The organism is Spirosoma arcticum, from assembly GCF_054779955.1.
This window is the reverse complement of record NZ_BAAGXG010000004.1, coordinates 14,702-27,775: the sequence shown is the minus strand read 5'-3', so window position 1 is coordinate 27,775 and position 13,074 is coordinate 14,702. Positions and strand designations below refer to the sequence as shown.

Below are 13,074 nucleotides of genomic sequence, written 5' to 3'. Positions count from 1 at the left end.
TTCTTTACAAACCAGTCTTTATAAACACAACAACACCCCATGAAAACCAACACATTTCTCCTGCTGAGTGCCCTTTCTCTAACGACGTTATTGACCGCCTGCGAATCGGGTCAGGAAACCGACAACGCCCAGCTTCAATCCGACATCAGCCCGGTCATTCCCAAGGTAAACGGAACGGTCATGGCCATTCGTACCGATGATAATCAGCACGTAAGGCAGGGCGATACGCTGGCCCTGCTCGATGACCGCGACCTCAGGCTGCGGGTGCAGCAGGCCGAAATCGCCCTCGAACAGGCCCAGGCCAACGTGTCGGTCGCCCGGCGCAACACCCAGGCCGCGTCGATTGGGACCGGACCGGTCAGCGACAATTCGGCAGCCGCTATCGCCAGCATCGCAGCCGCTCAGGAAGGGGTGAAAGCCGCCGACGTGCGGGTGCGGCAGGCCACGCTGAATTTCAACCGTCAGGAGCAATTACTGGCCCAGGAATCGACCCCCCGGCAAGTCTATGACAACGTGAAAGCCGAGAAAGAAGGGGCCGAAGCCGGATTGCGCGTGGCGCAGGCGCAGGTAGCGGTGCTGCAACGGCAGGCGAGTGCCGCCCGTCGGCAGGTAACCACGGCCCAGACGCAGGTCGGGGTGGTGGGCGAAGGCATTCGGGTGGCCGAGTTAGCCGTCAAACAGGCGCGAACTAACTTAGAAAATGCTCGGCTGCAGCTTTCCTACACCGTCATCACCGCGCCAACGGCGGGCATCGTCTCCGACAAAAGCATCCAGTTGGGTCAGGTGGTATCCGTTGGGCAGACGCTGTTGAAGGTAGCCGACGACCGGAAAACCTGGGTGGTCGCGAATTTTAAAGAAACCCAGATGGCCGAGATGCGAGTGGGTCAGCCGGTCGAGGTGAACGTGGATGCCTATCCCGACAAAACGTTCAGAGGCCGGGTCGAATCGGTATCCCCCGCTACGGGTGCCCGCTTTTCGATGCTGCCCCCGGACAACGCCACGGGTAACTTCGTCAAAGTTACCCAGCGCGTACCGGTCAGGATTGCCTTCGCTGAAGCCGCCGATGCCTCGACGCCCCTGCGGGCTGGTATGAGCGTCAGCGTACTGGTCAAAGACAAGATCTAATTCTGTTTGGCGACAGGATTCGCCTACCCCCAGTGAACACATCCTGATCCGGTCGGGCCGGGTAGCCAGCCCGACCGAATCAACCAACTCCTTCTTTCCAATCAACTCGCATGGAACTCTCTGTTGATACTGGCCACGAATTGGCCAAGTCCGAACCTGCCACCGCACCGACTTACGAAGTGGGTGCCCGCAAATGGCTGATTACGATTACCGTCATTACCTGCGCGATCATGGAGCTGATTGACACCTCCATCATCAATGTTGCCACCCGGCAGATTGCCGGTACGCTGGGGGCTACCATCGAAGAAACGGCCTGGGTCATTACAGCCTACGCCGTCTCAAACATCATCATCATTCCCCTGACGGGCTTTCTGTCGGATATCATTGGCCGGAAGGTGTATTTCACCGCATCGGTGGCCCTCTTCACCGTCGCGTCGTTTTTATGCGGTTCGGCCCAGAGCATCGAGATGCTGATTCTGTGGCGGTTTGTGCAGGGTATCGGCGGGGGTGCCCTGCTGGCCACGGCCCAAACGGTGCTGGTGGAGACCTTCCCGCCCGAAGAGTTGGACAAGGCGAACGGCATCTACGGGGCGGGTATCGTGATGGGACCCACGCTCGGCCCTGTGCTGGGGGGCTACCTGACCGATAATTTCCACTGGGGCTGGATTTTCTACGTCAACATTCCCATTGGGATTATTGCCACGATCCTGTCGTGGAAATTCATCAAAGGCACCAAAACGAAGCGGGAAGGCAAAATCGACTATCTGGGCATTCTGTTCATGATTGTCGGCATTGGCTGTCTACAGATATTTCTGGAAGAAGGCGAGCGCAAAGACTGGTTCGACAGCAACCTGATTACGACGCTGGGCATTGCCGCCGTGATTGGTCTGGCCCTGTTCATCTACCGCGAACTGACCATCAAAAATCCCGTCGTGGACCTGAAAGTGCTCAAAAACCGCAACGTGGCCGTGGGGTCAGTGCTGCGGGTGGCCTTCGGGGTGGGTATCTATTGCTCAGTGTTTTTGTACCCGGTGTTCGTGCAGGGGTTTCTGGGCTGGAACGCCACCCGGACGGGCTTGTTAATGCTGCCCTCGTCGTTGATTACGGGGATGCTGATGGGCGCTATGGGAGCCGCTATAGGCAAAGGGGTAAGCCCCAAACTATTAGTGATTATCGGCTTTGGGTTTGTGATTCTGTACGAAGTGATGACCTATTTCAGCGCGACGATGCAGGCGGGGGAAGCGGACTTTTTCTGGCCGCAACTGATTCGGGGGGTGGGCTTCGGCTTCATCTTCGTGCCGGTGGCTGGGCTGAGTCTGTCGGGCTTGAAAGGCAAAGACATTGCGCAGGCATCGGGCATTACCAATATGCTGCAACTCATGGGCGGGGCCATTGGCATTGCGGTGGTGAATACGTTCGTCACCCGCCGGATCAGCGTGCACCGGATGGATTTGCTGCCGAATCTGTCGCTGTCGAATCCGGCGGCAGTGGATCGCTTCCAGGGGTTGGTGATGCAGTTTCAGGCCGGGGGTCGTTCGCTGGCCGACGCGCAAAAGATGGCAACGGGAGCACTGGAAGGGGCGGTTTCGACGCAGGCCGCCGTGCTGAGCTACGCCGAAGGGTTTATGCTGATCGGCATCATCTGCGCGGCCGTGCTGCCATTAGTGCTGCTGGCGAAGATCAAAAAAGGCGAACCGATGGAAGTGAGTATGGGTCACTGACCCGACTATGGTCAGAAATGCTTCATAGAAGCATTTCTGACCGCTTTTTGCCAAATTTTTGTTATCGGTGGCGGTTTTTTCTGTCCGCCCTTGATTAGTTGAACGAAGCTTTAAACGCCAAAGGCGACAGGTTCGTTTTTGTCTTGAACAATTTGCTGAATGACTGAATGTGTTCAAAGCCTAAGGCGCAGGCAATTTCACTAACTGACAGGTCGGTTGTTGAGAGTTGTTCTTTTGCTTTTTCAATCAGCTTTTCATGAATGTGTTGCTGGGTATTCAGGCCCGTCAATGCTCTCAGCAAGCTGCTCAGATAGCCGGGTGACAGGTTCAGTTGGTCCGCAATATACTGAACCGTTGGAAGCCCTCCTCTGTCCCAGAAGTCACCATCAAAATAAGCATCTAACAATTCTTGTAACCGATCAAGTACCTGGTGATTCGCCTTTTCTCTGGTGATGAATTGCCGATGATAAAACCGTTCAGAATAACTCAGTAACGTTTCAAGTTGTGAGATAATAATCTGCTTGCTGAATCGGTCAATGTTAGCGTGATATTCCTGCTGAATATTTTGACTAATATTGTTGACAAGAGCTTCTTCTTTCGCCGAGAGCAACAAGGCTTCATGCAGTGAATAACTCCAGAAGTCGTACTGTCTGATGGTTTTGGCTAACGGCGTATTCCACAAGAAATCAGGGTGAATGTAGATCACCCATCCTGATTTTTTTACTTCTTCGTTTTTGTTGTCAACCGCAATGCTAAAGACCTGTTTGGGCGACATAAACGACATGATGCCTTCATTGAAATCAAACGATTGTTGACCGTAGGTTACGTTGACGTTGCTCATTCTTTTTACAGCAATGGAATAAAAATCCAATGCCATATTCATCGGCTCATCGCGATCAACATGCGGAACGGTGCCAACATCCAGTATACTAATCAGCGGATGCTGTGGTGCCGGCAGCTTCAGAAACCGGTGAAATTCAGGTATCGTTTCAATGTGTTTCATGCAAATTCATCCTCTTTAAAGACTTCCAACACCAGCTTACCCCGCACATGCCAGCTTTCGCTTTCCCGGTGGGCCTGGGCCACCTGTTCCAACGGAAACACGTTGCTGACAAGAACCTGCACGTCGCCTTCATCAATTAACAGTGCTATTTCCTGTAGCCACTCCTGCCTGGGCTGGTTAGGTGCCAGTTCACCTGTTGCGCCTTTCCTGGCAAGGGCTTCCATCACTTCATCATTAAACGGGAAATCCGTATTGACGGTTACCAATATTCCTCCTTCTTTTAATACGCTTACCGATTTCAGTCGCTCGTTGTTGTCACGAAGGGGCGAAGCCTCTAATACCACGTCAACATCGTGCACCAACTCGTCAAATTGCTGGGTTTTATAATCAATCACTTCATCGGCACCGAGTTGCCGGAGGTACTCAACATTCGTTGTGGAAGCCATTCCGATCACGTACGCTCCTTTCGCTTTGGCGAACTGTACGGCGAAACTCCCCACACCACCCGATGCACCCTGGATTAAAATGCGTTGCCCCGCCTGTAGCTTTCCATGAGCAAACATTCCCGTCCATGCCGTGAGAGCTGCCAAAGGCACACCCGCTGCTTCATTAAAGCCAATGCGCTTCGGTTTAAGGGCAAACTGAGTCGCTTTTGCCGCACAATATTCGGCGTAGCTTCCATCGCCCGGAAAGTTGGGAACACCATATACGGCATCGCCTTTGGTAAAGATGGTTACGTCGCTGCCTGTTTCCTCTACTACGCCTGCCGCATCCCAGCCTAATGTCATGGGCAATGACAGAAAAGGTCTCAACTTGTCATTTGCGCCATTGCGAATTACCCAGTCCACCGGGTTTACGCCACTGGCATACACTCTCACCAAAATTTCATCCGGTGCGGGAACAGGGCGTTCTATTTCTTCGATGTTCATGACCTCCGGGCCACCGAACTGGTGAATTCTGACTGCTTTCATAACAATCGGATCGCCGAAGCGATCGTTTTTTAAGTAATTGACAATGCAAAGGTCGTCACCCGGCCAAGAGCATACTTAGTGAGAATGCCTTTTGTTTTAGCCAAAACAGCCGGTCAACCCTGACCTGAACCCTTCCAATATTCCTCGTCCGTCACCTTCTCCCTGAACTCAACGATTGCGGATTCCTGGATGGCGACATAGGTCATTGCCTGATTGGGCATGGCACCCTCCCAGTGCCTTTGCCCGGGCGGAAACCAGACCAGGTCACCGGCTCGGATCTCGATAATCTCCTCGCCCTCACCCTGCGCCCAGCCTACTCCACTCGTCACGACTAGCGTCTGACCGAGTGGGTTGACCTTCCATGGCGTGCGTGAGCCGGGGGTAAAGGTGACAATCGCACCGGCCAGTCGGCTCGGCGTTGCACGCTGGAAATAACCGCTGATATAGACGTCGCCTGTGAAGTTCTTCTCGGGGGCCTTGTTAGTTGGTAGACTGCCCGATTGGTGAATCCTTATTGATTTCATAAAAATCAGTTTCTGTTTGTTGATGGTGCAAAGGTCATTACTGATTGGAAAACAGATTTAGCCAGAATGCCTTTTGTTTTAGCCAAAATAGCTGGTCAGCATTAGTGCGGTAGTTTTAGGCCGGAGGGCGTTCGCTGGTGGACGCGCAGAAAATAGCGACGGGGGCATTGTAAGGGGCCGTTTCGACCCAGGCGGCTGTATTGAGTTATGCCGAAAGATTCATGCTGATCGGGATTATCTGCGCGGCCGTGCTGCCGCTGGTGCTGCTGGCGAAGATCAAGAAAGATGAACCGATGGAGATGAGCATGGGCCACTAACCCGCCAAAATTGGGTAATTTTGTCCCCGTTGGTATAGGGGTAATAGTCTGCTAACCGGGACAAAACACAGACTATGATTTAGGTGGTTACGGGTAGTTCCGGTAGAATTCAATCCTTGATTTTGCTCACCCATCCGTTTGGATTTAATTCTCGTTACCAGCAGCATTCATTTAACCGAAACGGTACTTCAAAAACTCAATGAGCGCATTCGCGAAGACTGGTCTTCACGTAAATTTTAACTATAACAATCATGAAAAAAGTACTGATTTGGCCAGTACACTGTACCGGCGAAATCATATTGGGAGCTTCAGGTCACCGGAAACAGGCTACGCATGATCATGCGTAGCCTGTTTCCGTACTGTATGACAATATTCACCTGATTTTGATTTTAATGTCTATTAAGCGTAATCAGTAGTACACAAAACATCTCCCTGAAAAAGTTAATGGGATATTTTATTTACGCCTGGCCAGTCTTTAATTTGTCAATCAGAATGCACTGGCTCAAACTCAGAAATATAAAAACAGGACTTGATCGATGACCTTGATGGCCAAAATCTGCTGTAAGTCGTACGCCCGATCTCCTTAAGCCGAAGCTTTTTGTATACTGGGTCTGGGTGGGTGAAGGGGAACAAACATTCTTCCATGCTGCGTAGATTTACCCGTGAAATCGACATTGCCATCCCGCTAATCGGCATCCTTTTTATGTACGACCTTATTGTCAAGAACGTGCAGCGGAAGATTACGCTGACGACCGACGAAATTTCCCTGTTTACGACCCTGCTGACCTCTAAAAAACTGCGTCGGCGGCAGCACCTGCTCGAAGCGGGCGAAACCTGCGATTTTATGGCCTTCATCAGTCAGGGACTGCTTCGCTCGTTCACCACCGACGAGCGGGGCGGTGAACATGTGCTGCAACTGGCCCCAGAGGAGTTCTGGATCGGGGATTTGTACAGCTTTCTGACGCATCAGCCCAGCCAGTATACCCTTGAGGCCTTAGAGGATAGTAATGTCGTGCTGATTACGTACGACAATCTGGAGACGTTGTATGCGCGTGTCCCGGCTTTTGAGCGATTTTTCCGGCTCCTGATTCAAAACGGCTATATCACGGCTCAGCAGCGACTCATGTCTACCATTAGTTCGCTGGCTCAGGAGCGGTATCAGGAAATGGTCCGTCGGTATCCCAGCCTGGAGCAGCGGGTGGCGCAGCATCAGATTGCTTCCTATTTAGGCATCACGCCCGAATCACTAAGCCGCATTAAGAAGACCCTCTACGAAGGGCAGCCATAACCCGAATTAGTGCACTCTACCGGCTCAATCATGGCCCATCAACGATTCGCACCGGATCGTTGATGGGCCTTTTTGTTGACCTACATCAAAATAAAGTCTTACCAAATGTCAATGGAGGACGGCTCACTGACCAACGACCTTTGTCCCGTTGTTTGAGCATCAGCAACAAACGTGAACGCACTAACTATTAACTAATTGCACTATGCAAACATTGCAAGAATCTGTACACGAGCTGAATGGGCAAATCCTGGCGGGCGATATTCTGGGAGCCTTTGAGCGGTTTTATGCCGACGATATCGTCATGCAGGAAAACGAGAGCGAACCGACGGTGGGCAAAGCGGCCTGCCGCGCCCACGAAGAAGCTTTCGTGGGCAACATTACCGCCTTCCGGGGAGCGGAGGTCAAAAACGTCATCATCTCCGACGACATCACCGCTACAGAGTGGCACTTCGATTTCGACCATGCGCTTTGGGGAACCCGCAACTACAACCAGGTGGCCGTGCAACGCTGGCGCAACGGCCAGATCGTCAACGAGAAGTTTTACTACAACCAGTAGCGTCCGGAACTCAGGCACCGCTGAACCGCCGGTACACTAAACGTGGTGAACAGGTTTGCTACAGCCCGAAGCTATCCCCTGGTTTGTGCTTGTCTGTCAACCAGTCGTTCCAGTTTTCACCAGTCTAAATTCATTAACAACTATGTTCAATAACCTTCAAAAGCTGCTCCTATTACTGGTAGTCCTTATTCCAGTTACCATGGCCTGCGAGGATCACCAGACCGTACCCGAAACGGATGTACCAGCAGAGCAGCGGGCCATCCAGCAACTTCTGGATACCTACGGCGCAGCCCTCAATGGCTCGAATGCCGCCCAAATAACGCCCCTCTTCGCTCAGGATGGTGTGTTCGGTGCACCGGGAAACCCCACGGCCACGGGTCAGACGCAAATACGGGGAGCCTTCGAGGGTCTGTTCGGGGCGGTCAGTCTGACCCTGCAGTTCACCCCGGCACAAATCGTCGTGGCTGACGCGAACAATGCCTTTGCCACCTCGACATCGAGTGGTACGCTGACGGTGAAAGCCAACGGCCAGTCGGCACCCAGCGCGTACCGGGAGCTGTGGGTATTTGTCAAAGAGAATGGCCAGTGGAAGATCGCCCGCTACCTGTTTAACCAGTAGTCGTTCTCAAAGACGAAGAAGCCGACGGTTACCAAACCACATTGGCGCTGAATGGAGCAAAGCCATCCGCACCTATTCACTAATCAAACAACCGTTCTTTAAATTTTCACTGATGACAAAGTCCATCACATTTCGCGCCTTTTTGCTGGTAGCAGCGCTGATTGCTACCAGCGTAACCGTTCAACCAACGAACGCAGGTCCTGCTGACGATAAACCGGCGGAGCAGCGGGCCATTCAGCAATTGCTGGATACCTACGGCGCAGCCCTGAACGGCTCGGATGCCGCCAGAATTATCCCGCTCTTCGCTCAGGATGGTGTGTTCCTAGCTCCCGGCAACCCCACGGCTACGGGTCAGAATCAGATTAAAGGGGCTTTCGACGGCTTGTTCGGTGCGGTTACGCTAAAGCTACAGTTCACGCCCGCTCAGATTACGGTCGTTAATGACAAGTATGCCTACGCCACCTCAACGTCCAGCGGTACGCTGACGGTGAAATCCAACGGCCAGTCGGCACCCAACGCGTACCGGGAACTGTGGGTATTTGTCAAAGAGAATGGCCAGTGGAAGATCGCCCGCTACCTGTTTAATCAGCCGAATTAGTAAGCAACAACCGGGCTGAACGGGATGCGCGATTACGTACCCTGTAAGTATCTGTACTGGAATAATCAAACGTACACCACGCACATGGATATCAGCGGCAACTAATCCGTTTTCAACGCCATTGACCCCAACAGACGTGAACCGAACCGAATTCATTCAAACTATGCTCACTACCTCGCTGGCCACGTTCGACCTGCCCGCCCTGCGCCGGGTAACGGACGACTTTCCGGCCACGGACAGGATGCCCGCCCTGTTCATTGGCCACGGACACCCGATCAACGCCGTGCTCGACAACGCTTTCACCCAGCGGCTGACCCAACTCGGCGGGCAACTCGAACGACCCAGCGCGGTATTAGTCATCTCGGCCCACTGGGAAACCATCGGCACGTACGTTTCGGTCAATCCGGCCCCACAAACTATCTATGACTTCGGACCCTTCGATGATCGCCTGTTTCAGATCCGGTACGAACCCGTCGGGAGTCAGGCAATGGCACAAGCTGTGCAGCAGGCAGTCCAGTCGGTGGCCGTGCAGGAAGACGCCCGCATGGGACTCGACCACGGTGCCTGGGGTATCCTGAAATACATTTTTCCCAAAGCGGACGTACCGGTTTTCCAGCTCAGCATCGACTACCGGCAGCCGCCCGCTTTTCATTACCAGTTGGGCCGGGAACTGGCCCGGCTCCGGCGCAAAGGCGTGCTCATTATCGGCAGCGGTAACATCGTGCATAACCTGCGGGTGTTAGACTGGCATAATATCGATGCCCGTCCCCAGGATTGGGCGGTTGAATTCGATGCGCTGGCCAAGCAGGCCATCGACGGGTATCGTCACCAGGATTTAATCGATTATTCGGGTTTTGGCCCCTTGGCTCAACAGGCCATACCGACCAACGATCACTACCTGCCGATGCTGTACGTACTGGGGCTGCGGGAGCCGAATGAGCTGGTCCATCACCTCTACGAGGGCTTTCAGTTTGCCACCGTGAGCATGCGTAGCTTTCAAATCGGTTAGCCATGCAAAGCCTCAAAGGGGAAACCACCATTCTGCGCTATCGCCACCGGGCGGCTAATCAGGCCAATCCGCCCCTGCTGCTGCTCTTGCACGGCGTCGGCAGCAACGAAGAGGGACTGCTGGGGCTGTTCGGCGATGTAGACCCGCGTTTTTTGGTCGTATCTGCTCAGGCACCGTTTCCGATGGGGCCGGAGCGGTATGGGTGGTACGCTGTCGATTTCTCGTCTGGTTCACCCGTCATCAACGCCGAACAAGCCGACAAAAGCCGTCTGATACTCGTTCAGTTCATCAGCCAACTGGCCGAACGACACGGTATAAACCGCCAGCGAGTCTATCTGTTGGGGTTTAGTCAGGGGGGCGTCATGAGCTATCACCTGGCGCTGACAAACCCGGATCGGGTGGCCGGGGCCGTCGTGATTGGTGGGCGCATTCTGGACCAAACCAAACAACGAATTGCCCGGCCTGGATTGGCCGCGTCGGCGGACCACTCGACCGAAACGCTTAAAAAATTGACGTTATATGTGGCACACGGGCAGCAGGATACCGTTCTGCCAATTTGGAATACTCGGGATGCCCGTACGTATTTGAGCGATCTGGGCGTAGCGGTCCAGTATCAGGAATACCCCACCGGTCACCACATTACCGCCGATATTCAGCATGATGTGAAACAGTGGCTGGCCGACCGATGGGGCAAACTTGACTAATGGTGTACTCTACAATTCTTAATCTTATGAAAGCAGCTGTCACCATGAAACCCGGTCCGCCCGACGTCATTGACATCCAGGAAAAACCGAAGCCGAGTGCCAAACCGGGCTGGGTCGTCATTCGGGTCAGGGCGTTCGGGCTGAACCGCTCCGAACTGTACACCCGGCAGGGCCATTCGCCGGGAATCACGTTTCCCATCATCCAGGGCATCGAGTGCGTGGGCGAGGTGGCCGACGATCCATCTGGCCGGTACCCAGCAGGCCAGAAAGTGGCCGCCTGCATGGGCGGGATGGGCCGTCAATTCGATGGCGGTTATGCCGAGTTTGTGACGGTGCCCGCCGAGATCATTGTTCCCTTCGAGAGTGAACTGCCCTGGGCCACCCTGGGGGCCATTCCAGAGATGTTCCAGACCGTTTCGGGTTCACTCAACAGCGCGTTGGAAGTCAGAAAGGGCGAGACGCTGCTCATCCGGGGTGGTACCTCTTCCATCGGAATGCTGGCCACTCAGTTAGCCAAACACTATGGATTGACCGTTATCGCGACCACCCGTAACCCCGACAAGGAAACGTATCTGCGGGAAAACGGGGCGGATTACGTGTTTATCGACCAGGGTCGGCTTGCGCCGGAACTGAAGCGGTTGTTCCCCAACGGGGTCGATAAGGTGCTGGAACTAGTGGGTACCGAAACCCTGAAAGACTCATTGCAGTGCATCCGGCCCAAGGGAATCGTTTGCATGACCGGCATCCTGGGAAATAGCTGGACCATAGACGCCTTTACGCCTATGGGCGATATTCCCTCGCTGGGTCGTCTGACGGTTTATATGGGCGAAGCCAGCGATCTGACAAACGCGCTGCTACAGGATTTTATCGACTCGGTCACGGCGGGCACGATCAAACTGAGCATCGACCGAATATTCCGTTTAGACCAGGTATCCGAAGCCCATTGGTACATGGAAAATAACCAAGGCAAAGGCAAAATTGTCGTGGAGGTGTAGCCCCGTTTGTACCCTGACTTAAAATCACGACTCAGGATGCTGTTGAGCCGATGCGGCTGGTTCGGCGGGGCCGTTGTGGGGGAGCCGAATCAGTTTTTAGGTCCAGATCAAGGTGGGTGGTCGTGTTGGGGGTGGGTCGGTCCAGTCGCTGGCCCAACTCGCGCAACAACAAATTCTGTCCTACCTCATCGTGACGAATGACCAGATTATCCCCAATGTTGATCAGAACGGCCTGAATCAGTCCAATCAGGATGTTGTCGAAATAATTCCCGCATCGCAGGTACCACGTCTGCCTGGTATCGTTTTTGGGGAGTGTAACAACGTTGCCGTTCATAAGCGACACGGTTAAGTAGGCCAGTGCTTACTGGCGGGCTGTAGCGGTGAGCTACGCGGGCGTTTGTCGTGAGTTCTCCAAACAAAGATTACCTACGTTCAAAATCAGCCCAGCCGGTTGATAAATTAATGATCTGTAACCATAACAATACTAAAAAATCGCTGTTTTTTGACTAATAGTCAAAATTTGACTTAAAGTAATATTATTTATTTATAAACAAAACTAAGCAACGTTACCTACAGAATTAGCGTGATAGAGGATGGTCAAAGAACCATAATGAAGTATCCGAGCCGTTTCAACGACTGGATAAACCATGGATTTTGAACCGATTGTCTGCCTTGCATCAGTCTGCATTATTTCACTTAATATTTTGATTTAAAGGTATTTATATTTACAAGTATCTTTGTCATTAGTAGTTGCCTTGCTAAAGCGCTTGCCCTATGGGAAGTTTAGTCTCTAACGTCGGGGTTAGGTAGGGCCTCAATCAAGGTAAATTATTTAGTAAATTTATAAACTATTTTCCCTGTACTGTGTTTATCAAGTACATCTCCCTGATGTCAACGCCGGACCAAGCTCCGGGTGATCTATTTTTAAACAGCTAACCGATCCAAATTATGTCTACCGTGAAAGCTGAATCGCTGAGTACGGCTAATCCCATGCCGGAATGGACACAGGATGTGGTAGACAGGCAGGGCATGACGCTCGACCAGGCACGTGCGGCATTATGCGCCAAAGACCCCGTTATGCGCGTCCTGATTGACGCCAATCCTAACCTCGATCACCACGCCTGGCGGTCAACACTGCCAGTGCAGGGGCTGTTTGAAGCACTTCTCTTCCAGATTGTTGGGCAACAGATTTCGGTCACCGCCGGGAATGCAATTTTCGCCCGTCTGCGTACACTTTACTCCGCCGACCACAATCCATCGATTTTGGCGGAGCTATCCACCGACGAACTGCGGGCTACCGGACTATCAACGCGCAAGGCCGAATGCGTAAAAGACCTGGCTCGGCGGGCGAAAGCGGGCGAATTGGCCGGTTTGGAACACCTATCGCACGAAGAAGCACGAACACGACTGATTTCCTTTCGGGGTATCGGCCCCTGGACCGCCGACGGGGCATTGTTCATCGCCTTCGGCTGGGACGACGTACTTGTTTCGGGAGACCTGGTCTTGCGAAAGGCCGTACAACGGGCGTATAATCTCCCCGAAATGCCCTCCGAGAGAGAAGTGGAAGCCATCGGCGAACAGTGGCGACCGCACCGCTCTATGGCCGCTGGTTACCTCTTCGAGTATATGCAATCAGCCTGAAAA

14 protein-coding genes are annotated in these 13,074 nt (G+C 53.2%); 10 read left to right on the top strand and 4 right to left on the bottom strand.

Features of this window, described 5'->3' with window-relative positions:
• The first annotated feature begins 39 nt into the window (after nt 1-39).
• Together ACYVHB_RS09945 and ACYVHB_RS09940 are read left to right on the top strand one after the other, a co-directional pair.
• Complete coding sequence (locus ACYVHB_RS09945; RefSeq protein WP_461051569.1) at nt 40-1,125, top strand: HlyD family secretion protein; 1,086 nt, start codon at nt 40-42, stop codon at nt 1,123-1,125.
• Between the two features lie 110 nt (nt 1,126-1,235).
• Nucleotides 1,236-2,846, top strand: a complete 1,611-nt coding sequence (locus ACYVHB_RS09940; protein ID WP_461051568.1) for a DHA2 family efflux MFS transporter permease subunit — start codon at nt 1,236-1,238, stop codon at nt 2,844-2,846.
• A gap of 94 nt (nt 2,847-2,940) precedes the next feature.
• Here ACYVHB_RS09940 and ACYVHB_RS09935 read toward each other — a convergent pair whose 3' ends face one another.
• From ACYVHB_RS09935 to ACYVHB_RS09925, 3 genes are all read right to left on the bottom strand, one after another.
• Entirely contained in the window at nt 2,941-3,849 is a 909-nt protein-coding gene (locus ACYVHB_RS09935; RefSeq protein WP_461051567.1) for a helix-turn-helix domain-containing protein, read from the bottom strand.
• Complete coding sequence (locus ACYVHB_RS09930) at nt 3,846-4,820, bottom strand: NADP-dependent oxidoreductase (RefSeq protein WP_461051566.1); 975 nt, start codon at nt 4,818-4,820, stop codon at nt 3,846-3,848. Before ACYVHB_RS09930 ends, ACYVHB_RS09935 begins: the two co-directional genes overlap by 4 nt.
• Nucleotides 4,821-4,933: 113 nt before the next feature.
• Nucleotides 4,934-5,344 (bottom strand): (R)-mandelonitrile lyase, encoded by a 411-nt coding sequence (locus ACYVHB_RS09925; RefSeq protein WP_461051565.1) that lies wholly within the window; start codon nt 5,342-5,344, stop codon nt 4,934-4,936.
• Between the two features lie 960 nt (nt 5,345-6,304).
• Between ACYVHB_RS09925 and ACYVHB_RS09920 the strand changes: the two genes are divergently transcribed.
• The 7 genes from ACYVHB_RS09920 to ACYVHB_RS09890 all read left to right on the top strand — a co-directional run bounded on the left by ACYVHB_RS09920 (nt 6,305) and on the right by ACYVHB_RS09890 (nt 11,430).
• Nucleotides 6,305-6,949 (top strand): Crp/Fnr family transcriptional regulator, encoded by a 645-nt coding sequence (locus ACYVHB_RS09920; RefSeq protein WP_461051564.1) that lies wholly within the window; start codon nt 6,305-6,307, stop codon nt 6,947-6,949.
• Nucleotides 6,950-7,151: 202 nt separating this feature from the next.
• Nucleotides 7,152-7,505 carry a nuclear transport factor 2 family protein gene (locus ACYVHB_RS09915; protein ID WP_461051563.1) on the top strand — a complete coding sequence of 118 codons (354 nt, stop codon included), beginning with the start codon at nt 7,152-7,154 and terminating at the stop codon, nt 7,503-7,505.
• Between the two features lie 142 nt (nt 7,506-7,647).
• Nucleotides 7,648-8,124 (top strand): YybH family protein, encoded by a 477-nt coding sequence (locus tag ACYVHB_RS09910; RefSeq protein WP_461051562.1) that lies wholly within the window; start codon nt 7,648-7,650, stop codon nt 8,122-8,124.
• A gap of 112 nt (nt 8,125-8,236) precedes the next feature.
• A complete protein-coding gene (locus tag ACYVHB_RS09905; protein ID WP_461051561.1) occupies nt 8,237-8,722 on the top strand; it encodes a YybH family protein in 486 nt (161 codons plus the stop codon).
• Between the two features lie 136 nt (nt 8,723-8,858).
• Nucleotides 8,859-9,731: a 4,5-DOPA-extradiol-dioxygenase gene (gene ygiD, locus ACYVHB_RS09900; RefSeq protein ID WP_461051560.1), complete on the top strand. Its 873-nt coding sequence runs from the start codon at nt 8,859-8,861 to the stop codon at nt 9,729-9,731.
• Nucleotides 9,732-9,733: 2 nt separating this feature from the next.
• Nucleotides 9,734-10,435, top strand: coding sequence for an alpha/beta hydrolase (locus ACYVHB_RS09895; protein WP_461051559.1), 702 nt, complete (start codon nt 9,734-9,736; stop codon nt 10,433-10,435).
• Between the two features lie 26 nt (nt 10,436-10,461).
• Nucleotides 10,462-11,430 carry a zinc-binding alcohol dehydrogenase family protein gene (locus ACYVHB_RS09890; RefSeq protein WP_461051558.1) on the top strand — a complete coding sequence of 323 codons (969 nt, stop codon included), beginning with the start codon at nt 10,462-10,464 and terminating at the stop codon, nt 11,428-11,430.
• Nucleotides 11,431-11,461: 31 nt separating this feature from the next.
• Here ACYVHB_RS09890 and ACYVHB_RS09885 read toward each other — a convergent pair whose 3' ends face one another.
• Nucleotides 11,462-11,764, bottom strand: a complete 303-nt coding sequence (locus tag ACYVHB_RS09885; protein WP_461051557.1) for a hypothetical protein — start codon at nt 11,762-11,764, stop codon at nt 11,462-11,464.
• A 614-nt stretch (nt 11,765-12,378) separates the two neighbouring features.
• Here ACYVHB_RS09885 and ACYVHB_RS09880 point away from each other — a divergent pair.
• A complete protein-coding gene (locus tag ACYVHB_RS09880; RefSeq protein ID WP_461051556.1) occupies nt 12,379-13,071 on the top strand; it encodes a DNA-3-methyladenine glycosylase family protein in 693 nt (230 codons plus the stop codon).
• The last annotated feature ends 3 nt before the right edge of the window (nt 13,072-13,074 follow it).

What these genes read in the sequence shown, in the direction of transcription:
- ACYVHB_RS09945 (WP_461051569.1), top strand. Translation starts at nt 40, where the DNA reads ATGAAAACCAACACATTTCTCCTGCTGAGTGCCCTTTCTCTAACGACG.
- ACYVHB_RS09940 (WP_461051568.1), top strand. Translation starts at nt 1,236, where the DNA reads ATGGAACTCTCTGTTGATACTGGCCACGAATTGGCCAAGTCCGAACCT.
- ACYVHB_RS09935 (WP_461051567.1), bottom strand. Translation starts at nt 3,849, where the DNA reads ATGAAACACATTGAAACGATACCTGAATTTCACCGGTTTCTGAAGCTG.
- ACYVHB_RS09930 (WP_461051566.1), bottom strand. Translation starts at nt 4,820, where the DNA reads ATGAAAGCAGTCAGAATTCACCAGTTCGGTGGCCCGGAGGTCATGAAC.
- ACYVHB_RS09925 (WP_461051565.1), bottom strand. Translation starts at nt 5,344, where the DNA reads ATGAAATCAATAAGGATTCACCAATCGGGCAGTCTACCAACTAACAAG.
- ACYVHB_RS09920 (WP_461051564.1), top strand. Translation starts at nt 6,305, where the DNA reads ATGCTGCGTAGATTTACCCGTGAAATCGACATTGCCATCCCGCTAATC.
- ACYVHB_RS09915 (WP_461051563.1), top strand. Translation starts at nt 7,152, where the DNA reads ATGCAAACATTGCAAGAATCTGTACACGAGCTGAATGGGCAAATCCTG.
- ACYVHB_RS09910 (WP_461051562.1), top strand. Translation starts at nt 7,648, where the DNA reads ATGTTCAATAACCTTCAAAAGCTGCTCCTATTACTGGTAGTCCTTATT.
- ACYVHB_RS09905 (WP_461051561.1), top strand. Translation starts at nt 8,237, where the DNA reads ATGACAAAGTCCATCACATTTCGCGCCTTTTTGCTGGTAGCAGCGCTG.
- ACYVHB_RS09895 (WP_461051559.1), top strand. Translation starts at nt 9,734, where the DNA reads ATGCAAAGCCTCAAAGGGGAAACCACCATTCTGCGCTATCGCCACCGG.
- ACYVHB_RS09890 (WP_461051558.1), top strand. Translation starts at nt 10,462, where the DNA reads ATGAAAGCAGCTGTCACCATGAAACCCGGTCCGCCCGACGTCATTGAC.
- ACYVHB_RS09885 (WP_461051557.1), bottom strand. Translation starts at nt 11,764, where the DNA reads ATGAACGGCAACGTTGTTACACTCCCCAAAAACGATACCAGGCAGACG.
- ACYVHB_RS09880 (WP_461051556.1), top strand. Translation starts at nt 12,379, where the DNA reads ATGTCTACCGTGAAAGCTGAATCGCTGAGTACGGCTAATCCCATGCCG.